The organism is Streptomyces sp. NPDC031274, from assembly GCF_055570235.1.
In genome coordinates, this window is sequence record NZ_JBVIHP010000022.1 from 101,600 (window position 1) to 118,930 (window position 17,331).

Below are 17,331 nucleotides of genomic sequence, written 5' to 3' on the forward strand. Positions count from 1 at the left end.
AGCCCTGCGACGCGGAGCCGGGGCAGAAGCTGCCCCGGCTCCGGCACTTCAGTTTTTCAGGCCGACTCGGGCTCCGTCAGGAGCGGGTACACGCCGTTCTCGTCGTGGTCCTCACGACCGGTGACGGGCGGGTTGAAGACACAGATGCAGTGGAAGTCCTCCTTGATCCGCATCGTGTGCTTCTCGTTCCCGTCGAGCAGGTACATGGTCCCGGGCGTGATCGTGTACTTCTTGCCGGTCGTGTCGTCGGTCAGCTCGGCCTCACCCTTGGTGCACACGACGGCCTCGATGTGGTTGGCGTACCACATCGACGTCTCCGTACCCGCGTACAGGATGGTCTCGTGGACCGAGAAGCCCACCCGCTCCTTGGCGAGGACGATGCGCTTGCTCTCCCAGGTGCCCGACGCGGACTTGACGTGCCGGTCGGTGCCTTCAATGTCCTTGAACGAACGGACGATCACGGTGAATCGGTTCCTTTTCTCTTACGGGGGTGACGACGCGGCGCGGGGGCCGCTCAGGCGGTCTCGCGCACCGCACGGGCGAGCGTGCGAAGGCCTTCGTCCAGCTCGTCGGCGGTGATCGTCAGCGCCGGAAGGAGCTTGACGACCTCGCTCTCGGGGCCGGATGTCTCGATGAGCAGACCGAGTTCGAAGGCGCGCTTGGCGATGGCGCCCGCGCGCGCCTTGTCGATGAACTCCATGCCCCAGACGAGACCGCGGCCGCGGTACTCCCTGATGGCGCCGGGGTTCTCGTCGGCGATGGCGGCGAAGGCCTCTTCGACCTGCTCGCCGCGGGCACGGGTCTGCTTCTCCATGGCCGGGCCGTCGGACCAGTAGGTCTCCAGGGCGGCGGCGGCCGTGACGAACGCCGGGTTGTTGCCGCGGAAGGTGCCGTTGTGCTCGCCCGGCTCCCAGACGTCGAGCTCGGGCTTGAACAGCGTCAGCGCCATCGGCATGCCGTAGCCGCTGATGGACTTGGACACCGTCACGATGTCCGGCGTGATGCCCGCCTCCTCGAAGGAGAAGAACGCGCCGGTGCGGCCGCAGCCCATCTGGATGTCGTCGACGATGAGCAGCATGTCCCAGCGCTCGCACACGTCGGCGAGCTTGCGGAGCCACTCGGCGCGGGCGACGTTGATGCCGCCCTCGCCCTGGACCGTCTCGACGATCACGGCGGCGGGCTGGTTGAGGCCGGAGCCCTGGTCCTCGAGCAGACGCTCGAACCAGACGAAGTCGGGGGTCGTGCCCTCGAGGTAGCGGTCGAAGGGCATCGGCGTGCCGTGCACCAGCGGGATGCCGGCGCCGGCGCGCTTGAAGGCGTTGCCGGTCACCGCGAGCGAGCCGAGCGACATGCCGTGGAAGGCGTTCGTGAACGACACGATGGACTCGCGGCCCTTGACCTTGCGCGCCAGCTTCAGCGCGGACTCGACGGCGTTGGTGCCCGTCGGGCCCGGGAACATGACCTTGTACGGCAGGTCACGCGGGCGCAGGATGATGTTCTGGAACGACTCGAGGAACGCACGCTTGGCGACCGTGGACATGTCCAGGCCGTGGACGACGCTGTCGCGCTCCAGGTAGTCGATCAGGGCGCGTTTGAGGACCGGGTTGTTGTGGCCGTAGTTGAGCGAGCCGGCCCCGGCGAAGAAGTCGAGGTACGAGTGGCCGTCCTCGTCGAACATGCGGCTGCCCTGCGCACGGTCGAAGACAGTGGGCCAACCGCGGCAGTAGCTGCGCACCTCCGACTCCAGGGTCTCGAAGACGCTCAGGTCGGGCTGGGTGATGGTCACAGCAGATCTCCTGGGAGATGGAAAGACTTGGGAGGTGGGGGGTGACAGGTGGTGCTTGGGGGGAAGGGCGGCGCAACTCAGCCGACTGGCTCGACCGGCTTGTTCCGCGCGGCTTTCCCTGACTCGGTGACAGGCTCTATGAGGAACAGGACCTCGGGCTCGTGCCCCTCTTCGGGGAAGAGCCCCGCGTCGAAGAGCACGGTGCGCTCGACCGACGCGCCGTGGCGCTGTGCGTACGAGGTGAACAGCCGCTCGGACGGCTTGTTGTCCGGCGTGATGGTCGTCTCGACCGAGACCAGCTCCCGGTCGGCGGCGACCTTCGAGGTCAGCCCGTCCAGCAGCGCACCGGCGAGGCCGCGGCCCCGATGTGCCTGGTCGACGGCCACCTGCCAGACCACCAGGGTGCGTGGCCGCTCGGGCCGGATGTAGCCGGTGATGAACCCGGCGGGCTCACCGTTCGCGTCCCGGGCCACCACTGAGGTCGCCGCGAAGTCGCGACACCACAGCAGGTAGCTGTACGAGGAGTTGAGGTCCAACACCTTCGAGTCGCGCGCGATCCGCCAGATTGCGGCGCCGTCGGCGACGTCGGGGGTGTCGAGGCGCAGCCCCTCGGGCATTTTCAGGGAATTCGCTTCCAGGTCGGACGGTACATCGGCTTGTGCAGCGGTCATGCGGATTGAATTTACCGAGCAATTTCTTTAATTGCATCGCCGGAAGGGGTTACGTAAGAGGGCCCTATGTGTTATCACGCGTGGGTGCGCGCCCGCAGGAATCCCCGGCGAAATGGCCTGATTTGATGGGGTCATACGGTGCATAACGGACGCTATGTGGAGTACGTCACAGAACCGTAACTCCCTCGAAGCGTGTCCGAATTGTGAGACTTACTGTTGCCGAAACCTTAGTGTTTAGGTCTCCGAAAAGCGGGAAGAAGAATACGGAAAGCTGTGCCGATAAAGTGGATAATGAAGCGGTGAGAATGCGTCCGTGAATTTACGTAGACCATTTAAGGCCCCGTCACCCCGTCGATTCCCTCCCTGAGGAGATCGGCGTGGCCGTTGTGCCGCGCGTACTCCTCGATGAGGTGGACCAGGATCCAGCGCAGGCTGACCTCGGCACTGCCCGTCACGGCCGCCTCCCGCTCGCTCAGCCGCCCCACCCCGTCCAGTGGCCGCCCCTCGCAGAGCTTGCGGCTCACCGCCACCTCGCGCCGCCACACGGCCAGGGCCTGGGCGTACGTCCGCTCCGGGGCCAGGGCGAAGCCTGTGACCCCGTCCTCGTACACCGGCGGGACGTCCTGACCGGCGAGCACACGCTGGAACCAGTTCCGCTCCACCTCGGCCAGATGCTGCACGAGGCCGAGCAGGGTCAGTGACGAGGACGGGACAGTGGCGACACGGGTCTGTGCGTCATCGAGCCCCGAGCACTTCACCGCGAGCGTCTCGCGATGGAAATCGAGCCAGCCCATCAGCATCGCGGGCTCGCCGGCGGTCGGATCGGGCACGGGGCGGCCGTCCGGGAGCGTGGTCATGGCGCTCACGCTGCCACTCCCGCCCTGCGGGGCGCTCGCTGTTCGCTGTGAGCTTGGCGCGGCCGCTGTGGGCATGACGGGCCGGGACGGTGGGCAGGAGTGAGCGGCCACCCACCACCCGTCCACCGCTCGGCTACTGCCAGGCGGCCGTCACCGCACGTCGTGCCGCTTCGAGGTCGACCGCGAGTCCGGCCTCGCCCATCGCGGCGCCCAGGGCGGCGAGCGAGGCGTGCACCACGCCACGGGTCGCGTCAGGGCCGTAGTGGTTCACCCGGATCATCTCCTTGGCCAGCGCACCGCCACCGGCGACCAGCGGAAGCACCGGGTCGGCGGCGAGCGCCTTGGCGACGAGCACCGAGGCGTCGACGCCCTCGGGGGCGCGCAGCGTCGTGGCGACCGGAGCGGCGTCCCCCGCCTGAAGGACGTACGGCTCGAGGCCGCCGCCGAGCGCGATCGCACCCGCGCGGGTCGCCGCGGCGGCGGTGGCGTGCCGCGCCATCAGCGCGTCGAGACCCTCGGCCTCGATGCGCTCCACGCACGCTTCGAGGGCGAGCATCTCCAGCTGCGCCGGGGCGTGAAGCAGCGCCTTGCGCCCGCCGTCGATCCACCGCTCCTTCCAGTCGAGGAGGGAGAGGTACGAGCGGCGCGGCGCCTGCGGATTGGCGGCGAGCCGGGTCCAGGCCCGCTCGCTCACGGAGACGGCGGAGACGCCCGCGGGGCCGCCCATCGCCTTCTGGGCGCCGATCACGCACAGGTCCACGCCCCACGCGTCCGGGAGCAGCGGCTCGGCGGCCACCGAGGCGACGGCGTCGAGCATGAACAGGGCGCCGTGCTCGCGGACGACCTCACCGATCTCGGCGACGGGATTGGTGTTGCCGGTCGCGGCCTCGGCGTGGACGAGCGAGACGAAGTCGATCTCGGGGTGCGCGGCGAGGGCCTCGCGGACCTGCTCGGCGGTCACGGCGGTGTGGAAGGGAACGGCGAGATCGACGACGGTCGCCCCGCAGTCGCGCAGCCAGTTGCCGAAGGTCTGCCCGTAGGGCCCGGTGATGACGTTCAGCGCGGTCGTGCCGGGTTGCGCCGCACCCCGGATACAGCCCTCCAGAGGAAGCAGCGCCTCGCCCTGCATGATCACGACGTCCTGCGAGGTGGAGAGCAGTCCGGCGACGCGCTCCTCGATGGAGGCGAAGTGCCGGGCGCTCAAGGGGGCCAGGTCAAGGAATGGATGCGTCGTCACGGTGCTGCTCACTTCGCTCACGAGTTCGTTCGGGCTGCCGGACCGAGCGTACCGACCGGCTCCTAAGCTGCTGTACATGAGCGATCACACGGTGCTGCACGTGAAGGGGCGGGTGCTCGTCGGCCCGGACGAGGTGCGGGACGAATTGTGGGTGGTCGGGGGCAGAGTCACCTACGACCGCCCGTCGGCGGCGCCGGACGTCACGGTCCAGGGCTGGACACTCCCCGGCCTGGTCGACGCGCACTGCCACGTGGGCCTGGACACGCACGGCCCGGTGGAGCCGGACGTGGCCGAGAAGCAGGCGCTGACCGACCGCGAGATCGGCACCCTCCTGATCCGCGACGCGGGCTCCCCGTCCGACACGCGCTGGATCGACGACCGCGAGGACCTCCCGAAGATCATCCGCGCGGGCCGCCACATCGCGCGCACGCGCCGCTACATCCGCAACTACGCCCACGAGATCGAGCCGTCCGACCTCGTCGCGTACGTCGCCCAGGAGGCCCGGCGCGGCGACGGCTGGGTCAAGCTGGTCGGCGACTGGATCGACCGCGACGCGGGAGACCTGACGGCGTGCTGGCCCCGGCCCGAGGTCGAGGCGGCGATCACCGAGGCGCACCGCCTCGGCGCGCGGGTGACGGCGCACTGCTTCGCCGAGGACTCCCTGCGGGACCTGGTGGAGGCGGGCATCGACTGCGTCGAGCACGCCACGGGCCTGACCGAGGACACCATCCCGCTCTTCGCCGAACGGGGTGTGGCGATCGTCCCGACACTGGTGAACATCGCGACGTTCCCGCAGTTGGCCGACGGCGGCGCATCGAAGTTCCCCAAGTGGTCACGGCACATGCGGCGCCTGTACGAGCGCCGCTACGACACGGTGCGGGCCGCGTACGACGCGGGGGTGCCGGTGTACGCGGGCACGGACGCGGGCGGCTCGCTGGCCCACGGCCTGGTCGCGGCCGAGGTGGCCGAACTGAGGCACGCCGGGATCCCGGCGGTGGACGCGCTCTCGGCGACGACATGGGGGGCGAGGTCCTGGCTGGGGCGCCCGGGCCTGGTGGAGGGGGCACCGGCGGACCTGGTGGTGTACGGGGCCGATCCCCGGGAGGACGTGGGGGTGTTGGCGGCGCCTCAGAGGGTGGTCCTCAACGGGCGGGTCGTGGGGTAGGTCGTGGGGTAGGCGCGGCGGGTTCCGCAGGGGAGCCACGTTGACGGAGCGTTACGTGGAGGGCCGTCGGTTCGTTGCACACGATTCGGCCATGCCGGTCGCGTCAACCGGTGTGTTCGAGCCAGGGAGTTACTCGGGTGGCTGTGGGGAACGTACGTGCCGGAAGATTCGAAAGCGGGGGCGGAAACCTCCCTTTGGAGTGAACTCACGCTTCGTCGCTGGCTATTCACTCTCAGTGCGTAAAGATTCCCCCTGTCGATGTTGCCGGTGTCGCGCTCAAGCGATGTCCCCATCCAGCGAAGCGCGAGGCTTCCGGCGGCTCCGTAACTCTTGTGGGGGTTCCACCACCTTGAACAGCAATGCCTTCCGCCTGCCCGCACGCCGCCTCGGCGTGATCGCCACCGCCACGGTTCTCGTCGCGGGTCCCGCGGCGCTCGCCACCGCGGGGTCCGCCTCGGCCACGGGCGGCGACAAGGGCCGCGCGAACGCCGTCGTGCTGCGTACCGGGCTCGATGTGTCCCTGCTCAACAAGACCCTGAACGTCCCGCTCAAGGTCGCGCTCAACGAAGTACAGGCGCCGGCCAGCGCCGACAAGACCGCGCTCACCGCCGAGCTGAACGGGGTCAACGGCGGGCAGCCGTTCAGCGTGCTGCGGGCGGACGTCGCCACCGCGAAGGCGACCGTCGAGGACGGGAAGGCTGAGGGCTACAGCAACATCGCACGGGCGAAGGTGCACGTGCCGGGGCTTCCGCTGCTGTCCCTGATCGAGGTCGAGCAGGTGACGTCCAAGGCGGTCTGCGCGGCGGGCGAGCGACCGGTGGCCGAGGCGAACCTGCTGGGCGGTGTGACGGTGCTCGGCAAGAAGGTCACGCTGTCGGCGGGGGGTACGACCCATGTGGAGGTGCCGGGCGTCGGAGAGGTGCGGCTCGACCTGTCGAAGACGCACACGACATCGCGTACGGCGGCGGCTTCCGCGCTGGAGCTGAAGGTCTCCGTGAACCCCTTGAAGCTGAATGTCGCGGAGGTCGAGGGGACGGTGACCCTCGCGGGCGCGTCGTGCGAGGCGCCTGCGGCTTCACCGGCGAAGCCTTCGGATCCGCCGGTGAAGCCGCAGGGTGGCACCGGCGAGAAGCCGGTGGTCGCGAAGCCGGAGAAGCCCGCACAGGCGAACCTCGCCGAGACCGGGGGCAACTCGTCGACGCCGTACCTCGTGGGTGGTGGCGTGATGCTGCTTGCCGCGGGTGGTGGCGCGGTGCTCATGGCCCGGCGGGTGCGTAAGGGCTGAAGGGCCGGGCCCTGGTCCTCGATCGCCGGACGGCTGAAAGATTTCAGCCGTCCGGCGATCGAGGACGAACTTGGCGAAGCCAGTGATGACGGTACGCACAAGGCGCAAGGCGCAAGGCACAAGGCACGAGGCACAGGGCCCCGGGCCCAGCGGGTATATGGGAAGGGGCGGGGTCGGGGAAAGGAAAGGCCTCAGCCCCCCAGCAAGGCCCGCACCGTTCCCAGCAACCGATCCGTCGTCCCCGGATCACGCACCGCCACCCGCAACCACTCGGCCCCGAGCCCCGGAAACGTGTCCCCCCGCCGCAACGCGAACCCCCGCTCCCGCAGGCGTTCGCGCAGGGCCGGGGCTTCGGGGGCCCGGAGCAGGACGAAGGGCCCCTCGGCGGGCTCCACGACCCGCACTCCGTGGGAGGCGAACTCCCTGAGTCCGTCCAGGAGATGGGCCCGATCGGCGGAGATCCGCAGGGCCGCGTCGGACGCCTCGGCCAGCGCCGCGGGCGCCACGCATGCCTCCGCCGCCGCGAGCGCGGGAGAGGACACCGGCCACAAGGGCTGAGTCGCGGCCAGCGTCGCGATCGTCTCCGGGTCGGACAGGACGTAGCCGATCCGCAGCCCCGCCAGACCCCATGTCTTGGTGAGGCTGCGCAGCACCACGAGGCCGGGTACGTCCGTACGGCCCGCCAGCGCCTCCCGCTCACCCGGTACCGCGTCCATGAAAGCCTCATCCACCACCAAGTACCGCCCGGGGCGGGCGAGTTCGGAGATCGAGGCGGCCGGGTGAAGGACCGATGTCGGGTTCGTCGGGTTGCCGATCACGACCAGATCGGCGTCCTGGGGGACCGTCGCCCCCGAGAGACGGAACCCGTCCTCCTCCCGCAGCAGCACCCGCCCCACCACGTGCCCCGCATCCCGCAGCGCCGCCTCCGGTTCGGTGAACTGTGGGTGGACCACCACGGGCTGACGCACCTTCAGGGCGCGCGCGAGGAGCACGAACGCCTCCGCCGCGCCCGATGTGAGCAGCACCCGGTCGGGGGCCACGCCGTGTCGCGCCGCCACCGCCGCCCGCGCCGCCCGGCCGTCCGGGTACGCGGCCAGACCGTCGAGCGAGGCGGCCAGGTGTCGCTTGAGCCAGGCGGGCGGGGTGTTCGCGCGGACGTTGACCGCGAGGTCGGTGAGGTCGGCGGCGCCGCGGACCTCCGCGTCCCCGTGGTGGCGCAGATCCGGCCCGCCGTCGTACTCGGCGTCGTACTCAGTGGGCATGTGCGTCATCGCCGCCGACCGCCTCCCGGTAGCGCTCCATGACGAGGTCGAGCAGCTCCTCCTCGGGGCCGATCACCTCCGCCGAGCGCACCTCGATCCCGGGGTGCGCCGCCGCCCAGCCCTCCGTCTGCTGGAGGACCCGCTCCGGCAGGGTGCCGGTGAAGAGGAAGTAGGGCAGGACGACGATCCGCTGCGCGCCCAGACGGACGCAGCGGTCGAGCCCCGACGGCACGTCCGGCGCCGCGAGCGACACGAACGCCGTCTCCACACCCGCGTAACCGCGCCCCTCCCACAGCAGCCGAGCTGCCTTGTGCACCTCGGCGTTGGCCTCCGGGTCGCTCGAACCGCGGCCCACGAGCAGCACCGTGACGTTCGCGCGGTCCTGCGGCGTGCGGCGGGCCGAGCCGCCGAGCGCCTCGTCCAGGCGGCGCCCGAGGACGTTCAGGAGCGAGGGGTGCGGTCCGAGCGGGCGGCCGTGGGTGTACGAGATGCCGGGGTGGCGCTCCTGCTCACGGGTGAGCGCCACGGGGATGTCGCCCTTGGCGTGCTCGTCCGGCGCCAGCGTCAGCGGTACCGAAGCGAAACGTTTCACGCCCCGGTCGACGAGGTCGGTGACCGCGTCGGCCAACGGGGGCGGCGACGGCGGTGACGCGGGTGACGGCGGTGCCGGTGGCGGCGAAAGCCCGATCAAGCCGCCCGCGACCGGGAGTTCGGGGTTGCGGCGGGCGATTTCCTGTACGAAGCCCCGGAAAGCGGCCGCCCCGGCCTCGTCCCGGGTGCCGTGTCCGGCGATGAGCAGTGCGGGGAGCGGTGCGGGCGGGGTGGTCACTCGGACTCCTTGATTGCTTTGCCTGTTTCGTTCGGATCAGGTGCGGACACCCGCGGCGCGCTCACCGCGTTCTTCACCGCATTCTTCGCCGCGTTCGTCGCCGGGCTCGGCGCGGGCCCGCAGCGCACGATCGCACAGGTCACCATGGGTGCACGGCCGCCGGGTGCCGACTTCCGCTTGGGTACGAGAAGTTCACCGCCTCCGCACAGCGCGGCGGCCTCCGCCACAGAGGGCGTGCCCACGGTGGCGAGCGGCGCGTCGGAGGGGCTCGGCACGTCGACACCGGCCAACTCGTCGGCCGCGTACGACACGACCGGTACCCCGAGCCGCGCCGCCGCCCCGACGATGCCGGGCTCTTCGGCCTTCGTGTCGAGCGTCGCCAGCGCGGTGACGCGGGCGGGGGAGAGCCCCGCGTCCCGGAGGGTGTCCTCGACGAGGCCGATGACCTCTTCGGCGGGCGCACCCTTACTCGCACCGACGCCCACCACGAGGGAGCCACCGGCCGCCACCTGTTCGGGGGACATCGTCATCGGGCCGACGGCCTCTGCGCCTTCCCTCGTGTGTTCGATGACCGCCGCCCCCGGGAGGTCGGCCGTCCCCGACCCGGCAGGGGAGACCTCGCCGGTGGCGGCTTCGGCGGTGGCTTCGGCGGCGGCCATGGGCGGGGGCTCCTCTCGTACGGGACGGAAACAGGACAGAAACGGGTCGGTGTCCGCTCGGCGGGCCCGATGTGGATGTGCGGGGCAGGGGGTCAATCGGCTAGCAAGGGCGCATGGCGGTGTTCGTGGCGCTCGGCGCCTTTGTGATGACCCTGGTGGGCGGCTGGACGGCCCAGCGGGTCACCGACCGGCGCCACCTCGTCCTGGGGCTCGCGGGCGGTCTGATGCTCGGCGTGGTCGGTCTGGACCTGCTGCCCGAGGCGCTGGACGCCGCGGGCAGCCCCGTCTTCGGGGTACCGGCGGCGCTGCTCCTGTTCGTCGCGGGCTTCCTCACCGCGCACCTGGTGGAACACCTCCTCGCGGGCCGCCAGGCCGCCCACGGGGCGGGCGAGGACACGAACGGCCGGATCCCGCAGGTGGGGATGACGGCGGCCGGGGCGATGGTCGGGCACAGCGTCATGGACGGTGTCGCGATCGGTGCCGCGTTCCAGGTGGGCGGCGGCATGGGCGTGGCGGTGGCGCTCGCGGTCATCGCCCATGACTTCGCTGACGGCTTCAACACGTACACGCTCACCAGTCTGTACGGGAACGCCCGCCGCAAGGCCCTCGCGATGCTCTTCGCGGACGCGGTGGCCCCGGTGGTGGGCGCCGCGTCGACGCTCCTGTTCACCATTCCGGAGCAACTGCTCGGGGGATATCTCGGCTTCTTCGGCGGCGCGCTGCTCTACCTGGCCGCCGCGGAGATCCTGCCGGAGGCGCACCACGAGCATCCGGCGCGCTCGACACTGCTGTGCACGGTGGCGGGGGCGGCGTTCATCTGGCTGGTGGTGGGCATCGCGGAGTGAGACGGCCACGGCGTGGACCGAGGTCACGGTCTTCCGCTCCGGCCGCCCCCGACCTCGAACCCGAACCCGACCTCGACTCCGGCCCCGCCCCCACCCCGCGTACCGCTCATCCCCGGCACCTCTCCACGAACCGACGCGCGATACCCGGCTCGGCGGCCCAGTGCGTGTGCAGATAACTCGCGTGCACACCCTGTTGCACGAAGCCTTCGACGCGCCGCTCGGGGGAGTGCAGCCCCCAGGCGGGAGCGGCCCCGGCGCCCGGTTCGACGACGGTGCGGTGGAACTCGTGCCCGCGCATCCGGGTCCCGACCACCGCGAGCGGGCTCTCGGACACGGCGACGGCCTCGCGGTACCCGAGCGTGAGCCGCTCGGACATGTGGGAGCGGGCGTCGAGCACCCCGCACATCGGCTTCCCGTCCAGCTCCCGGGTCAGATAGAGCAACCCGGCGCACTCGGCGGCGACGGGCGCACCGCTCAGCGCCAGCTCGGCGACGACTTTCCGCAGCGGCTCGTTGGCGGAGAGCTCGGGCGCGTACACCTCGGGGAATCCGCCTCCGATGATCAGTCCCGCGGTGCCGGGCGGCAGTTCCTCGTCGTGCAGTGGATCGAACGTGACGACGTCCGCGCCCGCGGCCGTGAGCAGCTCGGTGTGTTCGGCGTAGGAGAAGGTGAACGCGGCCCCGCCGGCGACGGCGACCACCGGCCGACGCTCATCGTCCTGCGGCACCTCCTCCTGCGGCACCTCGCCCTGCGGCACCTCTTGAGGCGTCCACGTCTCACCGGTCATCGCGGGCGCACTGCGCGCCAACGCCAGAATCGCGTCGAGATCGCAGCCCTCCCGCACCCGGGACGCCAGCGCGGCCACCGATTCGACGGCTTCGGTCTGCCGCTCGGCCACCGGAACGAGCCCCAGATGCCGCGAGGGCGCCCGGACCTGCTGCACCCGGCCGAGCGCGCCGAGCACGGGCACCCCGGACTCGCCCAGCGCGTCCCGCAGCAGCTCCTCGTGCCGCGCGGACCCCACCTTGTTGAGGATCACGCCCCCGAGCCGCACCTCCGGATCCCAGGACGCGAACCCGTGCACGAGCGCGGCGACGGAGCGGGACTGCGACGACGCGTCGACGACAAGGACCACCGGCGCCCGGAGCAGCTTCGACACATGCGCGGTGGAAGCGAGCTCACCCTGCCCGGAGACCCCGTCGTACATCCCCATGACGCCCTCGACCACGGCGAGATCGCAGCCGCGTGCCCCATGGTTGAACAAGGGCGCCACCATCTGGGGCCCGCACATGTACGCGTCGAGATTCCGCCCGGGGCGGCCGGTGGCCAGCGCGTGATACCCGGGGTCGATGTAGTCGGGGCCCACCTTGTGCGGGGACACCGTGAGCCCCGCCGCGGAGAACGCGGCCATCAACCCCGTGGCCACGGTCGTCTTCCCGCTTCCGGAGGACGGCGCGGCGACGACGAGCCGAGCTACCACTCGATGCCCCTCTGGCCCTTCTGCCCCGCGTCCATCGGATGCTTGACCTTGGACATGTCGGTGACGAGATCGGCGAACTCGACCAGGGCTTCCGGCGCGTTGCGCCCGGTGATGATGACGTGCTGGTGCCCTGGACGGTCCCGGAGAACCTCGATCACCTCGTCCACGTCGATCCACCCCCAGTGCAGGAGATAGGCGAACTCGTCGAGGACGTACAGCGAGTACGTCTCCGCTGCGAGGTCGCGCTTGACCTGCTCCCACCCCTCGCGGGCCTTGTCCTCGTGGCTGGGCTCGCCCTCGGCGGGCGCACGCTGGATCCACGACCAGCCCTCGCCCATCTTGTGCCAGTCGACGGGGCCGCCCTCGTCGCTGGCGCCGAGCACCTTCAGGGCGTTCTCCTCGCCGACCTTCCACTTCGCCGACTTCACGAACTGGAAGACCCCGATGGGCCATCCCTGATTCCAGGCCCGCAGCGCGAGCCCGAAGGCGGCGGTGGACTTTCCCTTGCCGATCCCGGTGTGCACCATGACCAGCGGCCGGTTGCGCCGCTGACGCGTGGTGAGCCCGTCGTCCGGCACCACGTTCGGCTGTCCCTGCGGCATCAGGCCACGCTCCTCATCTGCGTCTGAGTTCCCTGTACGTCCTTGACGAGCCCGGCGATGGAGTCCGCCCGCAGCTCGTCGAGCGTCACGGCCGTCCCGCCGAGCTCGCCCGCAAGCTGCCCGGCCAGCCCGAGCCGGATGTGCCCCGACTCGCAGTCGACGACCACGGAGGCGATGTTGGCGGCCTCGAAGAGACGCGCGGCACGCCCCGCGCGGGCCACCGGATCCACGCCACCCGTGGCCCGGCCGTCCGTGACGACCACGACCAGGGGGCGCCGTGCCGGATCCCGCAGCCGCTCGACGCGCAGTACGTCGTGCGCCTTGAGCAGCCCGGCCGCGACCGGCGTACGCCCGCCCGTGGGCAGCGTCTCGAGCCGGGCGGCAGCCGCGTCGACGGACGAGGTCGGCGGCAGCGCCACCTCGGCGTCGGAGCCGCGGAAGGTGACAAGACCGACCTTGTCCCGGCGCTGGTAGGCGTCGAGCAGCAGCGAGAGCACCGCACCCTTCACGGCGCTCATCCGCTGGCGTGCGGCCATGGACCCGGAGGCGTCCACGACGAAGAGCACGAGGTTGCCCTCACGCCCCTCCCGCGTCGCCTGCCGCAGATCGTCCCGCCGCACGACGAGCCCCCGCCCCACGCGCCCCCGCGCCCGCTGATGCGGGGCAGCCGCGTGCACGGTGGCCGCCAAGTGCAGCTTGGTGAGCGCTCCTTGAGGCCGCCGGGCCCCGGTGGTCCGCCCGTGCTCGGTCCGCGCCCTCGATCGGCGCCCCGCGGCACCCTCACCGAGACCGGGGACGCTCAGCATCTTCGTACGGAACGGCTCGGAGGCCTGCACGGGCCGCTGTTCACCGCCACCGCCACCGGCCGCGGGAGCCTGTGCCGGGGATGCGTCGTCGTCCTGGTCCTGCCCGGTCCCGGCGTCGGTGTCGGAGGCGGGTGCGTCATGTGCGTCGGGCGCCGGGGCGTCGGGGGTGTCGGGCCCCTCCTGGGGCGGCTGTCCGCCCCCGCCGGGACCGTCGCCGTCGGGCTCGGGGTCCTCGCCCCCGTCATCGCCGTTCTCGTCGTCGCCGTTCTGCTCCAGCGTGTCGTCGAGCTTGTCCTCGTCGAGGCCCGGCGCGTCGAAGGGGTTGCGACGGCGCCGGTGCGGAAGCGCGAGAAGAGCGGCCTGCCGTACATCCTCGGCGAGTACGTCGTCGCGGCCGGCCCAGGCGGCCAGAGCCGTCGCGGTACGCGCCATCACGATGTCGGCCCGCATCCCGTCGACCTCGAAGGCCGCACAGGTCGCGGCGATCTGCCGCAACGCACCGTCCCCGAGCCGCACGTGGGGAAGCAGCGCACGTGCCGCGACGATCCGGTCCCGCAGCGCGGACTCGTCCTCGTGCCACCGCGCGGCGAACCCTTCCGCGTCGTCGTCGTACGCGAGCCGTCGGCGCACGACCTCGACCCGCTGATCGGTCTCGCGCGATGCGGCGACCTCGACGGTGAGCCCGAACCGGTCGAGCAACTGCGGGCGCAGTTCGCCCTCTTCGGGGTTCATGGTGCCCACGAGCAGGAACCGCGCGGCATGCCGGACGGACACGCCCTCGCGCTCGACGTACGAGGCGCCCATGGCGGCGGCGTCGAGCAGCAGGTCGACCAAGTGGTCGTGCAGCAGGTTGACTTCGTCGACGTAGAGGATGCCGCGGTGGGCGTCGGCGAGAAGACCCGGCTCGAAGGCCTTCACGCCCTCGGCGAGCGCCCGCTCGATGTCGAGAGCCCCTACGAGGCGGTCCTCGGAGGCCCCTACGGGCAGTTCGACCATCCGCGCGTCCCGCACCGAAGCGCCGCCGACGTCGTGCGGACCGTCGGGGCAGGCGGGGTCGGGGGCGGCCGGGTCACAGGAGAAGCGGCATCCGGCGACGACGGGCACCTGCGGCAGCAAGGCCGAAAGGGCTCGCACGGCGGTGGACTTGGCGGTGCCCTTCTCCCCGCGCACGAGCACACCGCCGACGGCGGGCGAGACGGCGTTGAGCAGCAGGGCGAGCCGCAGGTCGTCCTGCCCGACGAGGGCGGTGAACGGATAGGGGGTACTCACAAGGCCTCCATTACGTGGTTCAGGGCGGGGCAGGGGGCGGCGGCTCTCACCCGTCCCCCTCCGCCGGTCGTGCGGGCGCCCCGGGTGCGATGAAGGGGAGGCCGGACGGGGCGCCGGTCTCGATCAGGCGGAGCAGCGCGTCCGTGTCCGCATGCTGCTCGATCAGGTCGCCGAGCAGGTCGAGCTGCTCCTCGCGCAGTGCGGCGAAGCTGGTGTCGGGCGCGGGCACGAAGCGGCGCCCGGCGGCGCGGGCGACCTCGGTCAAGAAGCGGCGCCGGAACGCGTCGCTCTCCAGCGAGCCGTGCCAGTGCGTGCCCCACACCTCGCCGACGCGGCAGCCGTCCAAGAAGGCCTCACCGCCCAGGACTTCGGCGACGCCGTGATGGATCTCGTACCCCTCGACGGGTTCGCCGAGCGCCTCGCCGACCGGCCGCGCGAGGGTCTTCTCGCGCGCGAACCGCACGCGCACGGGCAGCAGGCCGAGCCCGTCCACGGCTCCTGCCCGCGACTCCACGTCGTCCTCGATGTGCTCGCCGAGCACCTGGAAGCCACCGCAGATACCGAGCACGGGCCGCCCCTCGGCGGCGCGCCGCGCGATGGCGTCCGCGAGACCGCGCTCGCGCAGCCACTGAAGGGCGCGGACGGTGCCGCGCGTCCCCGGTACGACCACGAGATCGGCGTCGACCAGCTCATCGGCGCGGTCCACGAACCGCACCACGACGCCGGGTTCGGCGGCCAGGGCGTCCACGTCCGTGAAGTTCGACATCAGTGGCAGGGCACAGACGGCGACCCGCAGCACGTCCTCACCGACCGGGGGAGCGACGACGGACTCCCGCACGGCGCCCCGCAGGGACACCCGAAGGCCGTCCTCCTCATCGATGCCGAGGCCGTGCTGGAAGGGCAGCACACCGAACGTGCGCCGCCCGGTGAGCCCGTGCAGCATGTCGAGCCCGGGTTCGAGCAGTGAGACGTCGCCCCGGAACTTGTTGACGAGATAACCGGCGACCAGTTTCTGGTCCTCGGCGCTGAGCAGCGCGGTCGTACCGAAGAACGAGGCGAAGACGCCGCCGCGGTCGATGTCGCCGACCACGAGGACCGGGAAGCGGGCGGCCCGCGCGATCCCCATGTTCACGATGTCCGTACGCCGCAGATTGATCTCCGCGGGACTGCCCGCGCCTTCGCAGATCACGGCGTCATAGCTGCCCCGAAGTTCTTCGAGGCATCCCACGACGGTGGAGAGCAGCTGCTCCTGGCGCCCTCCGTGGTAGCCACGCGCGCTCATCTCGCCGACGGGCTTGCCCATGAGGACGACCTGGCTGCTGCGGTCACTGCCCGGCTTGAGCAGCACGGGGTTCATCAGCGCGCTCGGCTCGACCCGCGCGGCCTGCGCCTGCATGGCCTGGGCCCGCCCGATCTCGGCGCCTTCGCGTGTGACGAAGGAGTTGAGGGACATGTTCTGCGCCTTGAAGGGCGCGACGGAGACCCCCTTGCGGGTCAGCCACCGGCAGATCCCGGCGGTGATCACGCTCTTCCCCGCGTCGGACGTGGTCCCGGCAACGAGCAGCCCACCACTCATCAGGCCCTGCCTTTCCGCATAGTGCTCACCACGGCCGCGACCCCCAGGGCGAGCAGCCCGACCCGTCGCGAAAGCTTCACGGCCCGCTCGATGTCGGCGACTTCGACGTCCCGCCCGTCCCCGTTCAGGACAGGCCGGTGCTCGACCCGGCCCCCGTACGAGAGGGTCCCCCCGAGCCGTACCCCCAACGCCCCGGCGAAGGCGGTCTCGACGGGCCCCGCGTTGGGGCTCGGATGCTTGGCCGCGTCCGCACGCCAGGCCTTCAGGGCTCCTCGCGGCGCATCCCCGGCGGCAGCCGCGAGCACCGCGGTGAGCCGGGCCCCGGGCCACCCCAGAACATCGTCGAGCCGCGCGGAGGCCCACCCGTACCTCCGGTACTTCACCGACTTGTGCCCGACCATGGCGTCGAGCGTGTTCACGGCCCGGAAGGCGACAAGCCCGGGAACCCCGCCGAGCGCACCCCACACCAAGGCGCCGACGACCGCGTCGGACGTGTTCTCGGCGACGGACTCGACCACGGCCCGCGCGATGCCATCGGCGTCGAGCGCCTGCGGATCCCGCCCGCACAGATGCGGAAGGCGCTCCCTGGCCACCTCGATGTCCCCGGCGGCGAGCGCACCGCCGACGGCCCGCGCCTCGCGGCCGAGCGAGGTCCCGCCGACCACGGCCCAGGTGGTGGCGGCGGTCAGCGCGACGGATGCGGCGCGTGAGTCACGTACAAGGGAAGAGGCGAGGGCGGCGGCACCGGCCGCGCCCCCGGCGCACACCACGGCGTGCAGGGCGCCCCACCCGCGGTGGTCACGCCACAGCACACGCTCGACGGCTCCCGCGGCCCGGCCGAACGCGGCGACCGGATGCCCGCGGCGAGGATCGCCGAGGAACAGATCACCGAGGAGGCCGGCGGCGGCGCCGTACGCGAAGTCGCGATCGGCACGCATGGCTTCAGCCGGCCGTGACGCGGAGGGGAGCGAGGGGCCCGGCCTGGACAGGCGGGGGCACAGA

15 protein-coding genes and 1 pseudogene are annotated in these 17,331 nt (G+C 71.6%); 3 read left to right on the top strand and 13 right to left on the bottom strand.

Features of this window, described 5'->3' with window-relative positions; all coding sequences use genetic code 11:
* Window positions 1-56: 56 nt before the first annotated feature.
* From ACZ5CR_RS30885 to ACZ5CR_RS30905, 5 genes are all read right to left on the bottom strand, one after another.
* Window positions 57-461 (bottom strand): ectoine synthase, encoded by a 405-nt coding sequence (locus ACZ5CR_RS30885; RefSeq protein ID WP_468863419.1) that lies wholly within the window; start codon window positions 459-461, stop codon window positions 57-59.
* A gap of 53 nt (window positions 462-514) precedes the next feature.
* Window positions 515-1,786, bottom strand: coding sequence for a diaminobutyrate--2-oxoglutarate transaminase (gene ectB / locus ACZ5CR_RS30890; RefSeq protein WP_468863421.1), 1,272 nt, complete (start codon window positions 1,784-1,786; stop codon window positions 515-517).
* A gap of 77 nt (window positions 1,787-1,863) precedes the next feature.
* The gene (gene ectA / locus ACZ5CR_RS30895; protein ID WP_468863423.1) at window positions 1,864-2,457 is read right to left on the bottom strand and encodes a diaminobutyrate acetyltransferase; all 594 of its coding nucleotides are present in this window, start codon (window positions 2,455-2,457) and stop codon (window positions 1,864-1,866) included.
* 332 nt (window positions 2,458-2,789) lie between these two features.
* Window positions 2,790-3,314 carry a DinB family protein gene (locus ACZ5CR_RS30900; RefSeq protein WP_468863425.1) on the bottom strand — a complete coding sequence of 175 codons (525 nt, stop codon included), beginning with the start codon at window positions 3,312-3,314 and terminating at the stop codon, window positions 2,790-2,792.
* 133 nt (window positions 3,315-3,447) lie between these two features.
* Entirely contained in the window at window positions 3,448-4,572 is a 1,125-nt protein-coding gene (locus tag ACZ5CR_RS30905) for a pyridoxal-phosphate-dependent aminotransferase family protein (protein ID WP_468863428.1), read from the bottom strand.
* A gap of 55 nt (window positions 4,573-4,627) precedes the next feature.
* On the opposite strand from ACZ5CR_RS30905, the gene ACZ5CR_RS30910 reads away from it, so the two are divergent.
* Together ACZ5CR_RS30910 and ACZ5CR_RS30915 are read left to right on the top strand one after the other, a co-directional pair.
* Entirely contained in the window at window positions 4,628-5,716 is a 1,089-nt protein-coding gene (locus ACZ5CR_RS30910) for an amidohydrolase family protein (protein ID WP_468863430.1), read from the top strand.
* Window positions 5,717-6,065: 349 nt separating this feature from the next.
* Entirely contained in the window at window positions 6,066-7,001 is a 936-nt protein-coding gene (locus tag ACZ5CR_RS30915; RefSeq protein WP_468863432.1) for an SCO1860 family LAETG-anchored protein, read from the top strand.
* A gap of 191 nt (window positions 7,002-7,192) precedes the next feature.
* Here the strand turns inward: ACZ5CR_RS30915 and cobC are convergent, their stop codons facing one another.
* The 3 genes and pseudogenes from cobC to ACZ5CR_RS30930 all read right to left on the bottom strand — a co-directional run.
* Window positions 7,193-8,263: an Rv2231c family pyridoxal phosphate-dependent protein CobC gene (gene cobC, locus ACZ5CR_RS30920; protein ID WP_468863434.1), complete on the bottom strand. Its 1,071-nt coding sequence runs from the start codon at window positions 8,261-8,263 to the stop codon at window positions 7,193-7,195.
* Window positions 8,253-9,092, bottom strand: coding sequence for a sirohydrochlorin chelatase (locus ACZ5CR_RS30925; protein ID WP_468863436.1), 840 nt, complete (start codon window positions 9,090-9,092; stop codon window positions 8,253-8,255). Before ACZ5CR_RS30925 ends, cobC begins: the two co-directional genes overlap by 11 nt.
* Window positions 9,093-9,214: 122 nt before the next feature.
* Window positions 9,215-9,586: pseudogene (locus ACZ5CR_RS30930) on the bottom strand (cobalamin biosynthesis protein); the annotation flags it as partial.
* Between the two features lie 278 nt (window positions 9,587-9,864).
* On the opposite strand from ACZ5CR_RS30930, the gene ACZ5CR_RS30935 reads away from it, so the two are divergent.
* Window positions 9,865-10,596: a ZIP family metal transporter gene (locus ACZ5CR_RS30935; RefSeq protein WP_468863438.1), complete on the top strand. Its 732-nt coding sequence runs from the start codon at window positions 9,865-9,867 to the stop codon at window positions 10,594-10,596.
* A 106-nt stretch (window positions 10,597-10,702) separates the two neighbouring features.
* Here the strand turns inward: ACZ5CR_RS30935 and ACZ5CR_RS30940 are convergent, their stop codons facing one another.
* The 5 genes from ACZ5CR_RS30940 to ACZ5CR_RS30960 are packed head-to-tail and all read right to left on the bottom strand — an operon-like array spanning window position 10,703 to window position 17,267.
* Window positions 10,703-12,076: a cobyrinate a,c-diamide synthase gene (locus ACZ5CR_RS30940; RefSeq protein ID WP_468863440.1), complete on the bottom strand. Its 1,374-nt coding sequence runs from the start codon at window positions 12,074-12,076 to the stop codon at window positions 10,703-10,705.
* Window positions 12,070-12,678, bottom strand: a complete 609-nt coding sequence (cobO, locus tag ACZ5CR_RS30945) for a cob(I)yrinic acid a,c-diamide adenosyltransferase (RefSeq protein WP_468863442.1) — start codon at window positions 12,676-12,678, stop codon at window positions 12,070-12,072. The genes ACZ5CR_RS30940 and cobO overlap by 7 nt, the downstream gene beginning before the upstream one ends.
* The gene (locus ACZ5CR_RS30950; RefSeq protein ID WP_468863444.1) at window positions 12,678-14,753 is read right to left on the bottom strand and encodes a putative cobaltochelatase; all 2,076 of its coding nucleotides are present in this window, start codon (window positions 14,751-14,753) and stop codon (window positions 12,678-12,680) included. Before ACZ5CR_RS30950 ends, cobO begins: the two co-directional genes overlap by 1 nt.
* Window positions 14,754-14,799: 46 nt before the next feature.
* Window positions 14,800-16,329 carry a cobyric acid synthase gene (locus ACZ5CR_RS30955; RefSeq protein ID WP_468863446.1) on the bottom strand — a complete coding sequence of 510 codons (1,530 nt, stop codon included), beginning with the start codon at window positions 16,327-16,329 and terminating at the stop codon, window positions 14,800-14,802.
* A complete protein-coding gene (locus tag ACZ5CR_RS30960) occupies window positions 16,329-17,267 on the bottom strand; it encodes a cobalamin biosynthesis protein (RefSeq protein ID WP_468863448.1) in 939 nt (312 codons plus the stop codon). Before ACZ5CR_RS30960 ends, ACZ5CR_RS30955 begins: the two co-directional genes overlap by 1 nt.
* Window positions 17,268-17,331: the final 64 nt, after the last annotated feature.